We start from the raw sequence: 4,721 nt of genomic DNA, 5'->3' as shown, positions 1-4,721 counted from the left end.
CCCTGCCATTCGCGGTCAGGGCGCAGATGGGGTGTGGGCAGCGTCATCTCGTGGTCGATCTCGGTGACATGTTCGGCGGGCACGCCGATCTCGATCACCTCGATCCCGTCCGAGGCCTCAAGCACGCGATGGCGGATTTCGGGCGGCTGGATGAAACAGTCACCAGCGGTCAGGCGGATCGGCGGGCCCTGATCCTCGTAGACGACATCGACCCAGCCGCGATAGCAAAAGATCAACTGGAACCCGACCTTGTGGAAATGCACCATGTCGGGGACCGGGCCGCCGTCCGGGATGCGGATGTGGCTCGCGATGATCGACCCGCCAAGGCGGCTGGGGATCAGATCGCGATACTGCATCCCCGCCCGCCCGATCACCCAAGGGGCCTGATCGGCAAGGCGGCGCACGACAAAGGCATGGTCGGTGGTCGGCAGGTCCAGCGGCGGGTTCAGCGGATGCACCTCGACCCGTGTGCCGCCGGGCGAGGTCAACAGCGTTTCGCCACCCGCAAATCCGGTGTCATCCGTCAGTATCCGCAGGATACCGGGCGCCCTGCCGACCGTTTGGTCCAGCCGCACCCGCAGCCCGTGACCGGAATAGACCGCCACGCGCGGATCATCGGCGGGATAGATCATATCCAGCCGCATCCCCAAGACACCGCCGAAGAAACCAAGGTCCGATCGCAGATCGACCGTCGGCAGGCAGACTTCGGCACGTATTTCGCTTTGCTCGCTCATGATACGCAGCCTGTCGCCCCCGACAATGAATTGCAAGATCGAACGATCCGTGCATAACAGGCCCGAGACTTACGCAACGGAAAGAAACTGGTTTAACATTAAACCATCTCGGGAGGTCAGGATGGCAGACGACGCGAAAGACAGCCTCAGACAGGCGGCTTTGGACTACCATCAGTTCCCCAAGCCCGGAAAGCTGGAGATCCGCGCCACCAAGCCCCTGGCCAATGGGCGCGACCTTGCCCGCGCCTATTCACCCGGCGTGGCCGAGGCCTGTCTGGAGATCAAGAAAGCCCCCGAGACCGCGCGCGATTACACCGCGCGGGGCAATCTTGTCGCAGTTGTGACCAATGGAACAGCCGTCTTGGGCCTTGGGAACATCGGGGCGCTGGCGTCCAAACCGGTGATGGAGGGCAAGGCCGTCCTGTTCAAGAAATTCGCCAATATCGACTGTTTCGATGTCGAGTTGAACGAACCTGATCCGGTGAAACTCGCCGATATCGTCTGTGCGCTGGAACCGACCTTCGGCGCGATCAATCTGGAAGACATCAAGTCCCCAGACTGCTTTATCGTGGAAAAGCTCTGCCGCGAGCGGATGAACATCCCCGTATTCCATGACGACCAGCACGGCACCGCCATCGTGGTCGGCGCGGCGGCGGTGAACGCGCTGCAGATCGCAGGCAAAAGGTTCGAGGATATCAAGATCGTCAGCACCGGCGGCGGCGCGGCGGGGATCGCTTGCCTGAACATGCTGCTGAAGCTGGGTGTCAGGCGCGAGAACGTCTATCTCTGCGATATCGAAGGCCTTGTGTATCATGGCCGCGAGGCGGACATGACGCCGCAAAAGGCGGAATATGCCCAAGGGACGACACCCGCGACGCTGGATGACGTGATCGCCGGTGCGGACCTGTTCCTTGGTCTTTCGGGGCCCGGTGTGCTGAAACCCCAGATGGTCGCCAAGATGGCCGACCGCCCGATCATCTTCGCGCTTGCCAATCCCAACCCCGAAATCGACCCCGCCTATGCCCGCGCGGCCAACCCCAAGGCCATCATCGCCACGGGCCGCAGCGACTTTCCCAATCAGGTGAACAATGTCCTGTGCTTTCCGTTCATCTTCCGCGGCGCGCTGGACGTGGGTGCGACCGAGATCAACGACGAGATGAAGATCGCCTGCGTCGAAGGCATCGCCGCCCTCGCCCGCGCCACCACCAGCGCCGAGGCTGCCGCCGCCTATCAGGGCGAGCAGCTGACCTTCGGCGCCGATTACCTGATCCCCAAACCCTTTGACCCGCGCCTGATGGGCGTTGTCGCCAGTGCCGTGGCAGGGGCCGCGATCGCCACCGGCGTCGCCACGCGGCCCATCGCGGACATGAAAGCCTACAAGGCCAAGCTGGACGGCTCGGTCTTCAAGTCCGCGATGATCATGCGGCCTGTCTTCGACGCCGCCCGCACCGCCACCCGCACCATCGTCTTTGCCGAGGGCGAGGATGAACGCGTGCTGCGTGCGTCACAGGCGATCATGGAAGAAACCACCGATACCCCGATCCTGATCGGCCGCCCCGAGGTGATCGAGCGGCGCTGCGAACGCGCGGGCCTCAAGATCCGGCCCGGCATCGACTTCAACATCGTCAACCCCGAGAATGACCCCCGCTATCGCGATTATTGGGGGACCTATCATGACCTGATGGCGCGCAAGGGGGTGACACCCGATCTGGCGAAGGCGATCATGCGCACCAATACCACCGCCATTGCCGCCGTCATGGTGCATCGCGGAGAGGCGGACAGCATGATCTGCGGCACTTTCGGACAATACCTGTGGCACCTGAACTATGTCTGCCAGGTTCTGGGGGATGCGGCCCACCATCCTGTCGGTGCGCTTTCGCTGATGATCCTCGAAGACGGACCGCTGTTCATCGCCGACACCCAGGTCCACCCCGAGCCGACACCCGACCAGATCGCCGAAACCGTCATCGGCGCGGCACGCCATGTGCGCCGCTTCGGGGTCGAGCCGCAGATCGCGCTTTGCTCGCACAGCCAGTTCGGCAACCTCGACACCGACAGCGGGCGCCGGATGCGGGCCGCGATGGCGATCCTCGACAGCATCCCGCGCGATTTCGCCTACGAGGGCGAGATGCATGTCGATGCGGCCCTCGATGTGGAACTGCGCAACCGCGTCTTCCCTGCCGCCCACCTGCCGGGTGCGGCCAATACGCTGGTTTTCGCCAATACCGATGCGGCCTCTGGCGTGCGCAATATCCTGAAAATGAAGGGCAGCGGGCTAGAGGTCGGACCGATCCTGATGGGCATGGGCAACCGGTGCCATATCGTGACACCCTCGATCACCGCGCGCGGCCTTCTGAACATGAGCGCGGTCGCAGGCACGCCGGTCACCCATTACGGGTAGTCAATAAGTTTACACCTGCACCTGTCACGCGCGCAGTTTTTCTTGCCGCCCTCTCTGGCCGGTCGTAACAATCCGTCCCAAGACCATCGGGAGGGACATCATGGGCTACGCAGAGGTTTACGCGGCATGGAAGGCCGATCCGGAAGCATTCTGGATGGAACAGGCCAGGGCCATCGACTGGGACGTCGCACCGACCAAGGCGCTGAACGACAGCCGCGCGCCCTTCTATGAATGGTTCACCGATGCGAAGGTCAATACCTGCTATAATGCGGTCGACCGCCACGTCGCGAACGGGCGCGGCGATCAGGCGGCGATCATCTACGACAGCCCCGTCACCGACACCAAGGAAACGATCACCTACGCCGACCTGCAAACCCGCGTCGCATCGCTTGCCGGTGCGCTGAAGGCCAAGGGCATCGAAAAGGGCGACCGCGTCATCATCTACATGCCGATGATCCCGCAAGCGCTGGAGTCGATGCTGGCCTGCGCGCGTCTCGGGGCGATCCACTCGGTCGTTTTCGGCGGCTTTGCAGCGCATGAACTGGCGGTGCGGATCGACGATGCCAGACCGAAAGCGATCATCGCGGGCTCCTGCGGGATCGAACCGGGGCGCGTCGTGCATTACAAGCCGCTGCTGGACGGTGCGATTGATCAGGCGACACACAAGCCCGATTTCTGCGTCATCTACCAGCGCCCGCAAGAGCGCGCCACGCTGACCCCGGGGCGCGATTTCGACTGGCACGAGGTGCAGGAAGGCGTGCCCCCCGCCGATTGCGTCCCCGTCGCAGGTGATCACCCTGCCTATATCCTCTATACGTCCGGCACCACCGGCGCACCCAAAGGCGTCGTGCGCCCGACCGCCGGGCACCTCGTGGCGCTGCACTGGACCATGAAGGCGATCTACAACGTCGATCCCGGTGATGTCTTCTGGGCGGCCTCCGACGTGGGCTGGGTCGTGGGCCATTCCTACATCTGCTACGCGCCGCTGATTGCCGGAAACACCACCGTCGTGTTCGAGGGCAAGCCCGTCGGCACCCCCGACGCCAGCACCTTTTGGCGGGTGATCGCCGAACACAAGGTCCGGTCCTTCTTCACCGCCCCCACGGCCTTTCGCGCGATCAAGCGCGATGACCCAAAGGGCGAGTTGATCACGCGCTTCGACATCTCGCACCTGCGCGCGCTTTATCTTGCCGGTGAACGCGCCGACCCCGACACGATTCAATGGGCGCAGCGCGTCATGAACGTGCCCGTCTATGACCACTGGTGGCAGACCGAAACCGGCTGGACCATCGCGGGCAATCCGACAGGGATCGAGGCCCTGCCGGTCAAGATCGGCTCGCCCACCGTGGCGATGCCGGGCTACGACGTGCAGATCCTTGACGAGGCAGGCCACCCGATGAAACCGGGCGAGCTGGGCGCCATCGCGGTGAAGCTCCCCCTGCCCCCGGGCACGCTGCCGACGCTCTGGAATGCGCAAGAGCGGTTCAAGAAAAGCTACCTTCACACCTTCCCCGGCTACTACGAGACAGGCGACGCGGGCATGATCGACGAGGACGGATACCTCTACATCATGGCGCGCACCGATG

3 protein-coding genes are annotated in these 4,721 nt (G+C 63.7%); 2 read left to right on the top strand and 1 reads right to left on the bottom strand.

From position 1 onward, the window contains the following. The coding region (locus V7N12_RS13680) for a cupin domain-containing protein (RefSeq protein WP_333715199.1) at positions 1 to 734 on the bottom strand (734 nt) is incomplete at its 3' end. A gap of 121 nt (positions 735 to 855) precedes the next feature. Between V7N12_RS13680 and V7N12_RS13675 the strand changes: the two genes are divergently transcribed. After that, the gene (locus V7N12_RS13675) at positions 856 to 3,135 is read left to right on the top strand and encodes an NADP-dependent malic enzyme (RefSeq protein WP_333715198.1); all 2,280 of its coding nucleotides are present in this window, start codon (positions 856 to 858) and stop codon (positions 3,133 to 3,135) included. Positions 3,136 to 3,235: 100 nt separating this feature from the next. Further along, a partial coding sequence (locus tag V7N12_RS13670; RefSeq protein WP_333715196.1) for an AMP-binding protein occupies positions 3,236 to 4,721 on the top strand: 1,486 nt, incomplete at its 3' end.

Origin of the sequence: Yoonia sp., assembly GCF_036770585.1 — a bacterium.
GTDB lineage: Bacteria > Pseudomonadota > Alphaproteobacteria > Rhodobacterales > Rhodobacteraceae > Yoonia.
The sequence above is the reverse complement of the archived record's forward strand: the minus strand, read 5'-3'. Positions and strand labels throughout refer to the sequence as shown.